Raw genomic sequence first — 1194 nt, forward strand, 5'->3', positions numbered from 1 at the left:
AGGCTCTGCTGCCGGCTGGTTGAGGTCTCCGACCCTGATCTGGTTGCGGGCCGCGGCGGATGCCCTCACCTGCGCCCGTGCCGAGTGCTGCGACTGGGCGCCACCAAGGTCTGTACCCTCCGTCCGCCCCGCACCCGGGCGGACGGAGGCCTTTCCCCATAAGTCCGCCTTGCGCGATGCGCGCGCGATCCGGGGAGGGGCGTCGGCGGCCTCTTCCAACAACTCCCCCTGGTCCAAGGAAGCTCAGTAAGAGCTGCTTGGGGCTACGGAGAGGCCGTCGGGCAGTGCCTGGGCCGATGCGCCGCCGGGCCCGGCGACCCGAGCGATGCACGGACAGCGGCGCTCGGTATATCCGAGTTGCGCCGTCGAGTCAGGTTTGCTCCCCGGTCATTCTCCTGCAGTTCCAGTGTTCCCCAACACGAGCCCTTGCTGGATTCTTTGCGCTTGGGTCAGGCTGGGGAAATCACCTGCGCTCGCCAGAGAGGCTCACCCGTTATGACTTTTCGGCTCACTTCTGTACCGGCGCAAGATGATCCCGATCTGAGAAAGCTTCATTTCATTGGTCTCGGTGGTTCGGGCATGAGCGGAATCGCGCGGATTCTGGCCGCCCGGGGCGCCGAAGTCTCGGGTAGCGACATAAAGAATTCACCCCGCTTGGACGCACTCCGAGAGCTGGGTGTCACGACGTGTATCGGACACGTTCCGGCCAACCTTGGCGACGCGCGTACTGTCGTGGTGTCCAGTGCGATTGCGGAAACCAACCCCGAACTCATAGCGGCGCATGAGCGCGGCCTCACGGTCCTGCACCGCGCAGACGTGCTGGCTCGGCTTATGTCTGGGCGACGTGGCATCGGCGTGGCAGGTAATGCGGGCAAGACGTCCACCTCCGCGATGCTGACCACCGTTGCCCGGCACGCCGGGCTCGATCCCTCCTTCGCCTTTGGCGCCCTACTCCACGGGTTTGGCACCAACGCCCACCATGGGGAGGGGCCGTTCTTCATCGCCGAGACCGACGAAAGCGACAGTTCCTTTCTGCGTCTCACCCCAGACATTGCGGTGGTCACCAATGTCAGCGACGACGATCACATGGACGTGCACCCTTCGGCCGAGCACTACATAGAAGCCTTCGACCGGTTCATTGACCAAGTTCCGGAGGGGGGACTTGTCGTTGCTGGGGTCGACGACCCTGGCGCG

Annotated in this window: 1 protein-coding gene; it reads left to right on the forward strand. The window is 64.7% G+C overall.

The annotated features are described in order from the left end of the window. Positions 1-495: 495 nt before the first annotated feature. On the forward strand, positions 496-1194 hold a 699-nt coding region (locus G3I78_RS46300; RefSeq protein ID WP_239158447.1), incomplete at its 3' end, for a Mur ligase domain-containing protein.

This window comes from Streptomyces sp. SID13726 (assembly GCF_010548375.1).
Lineage (GTDB): Bacteria > Actinomycetota > Actinomycetes > Streptomycetales > Streptomycetaceae > Streptomyces.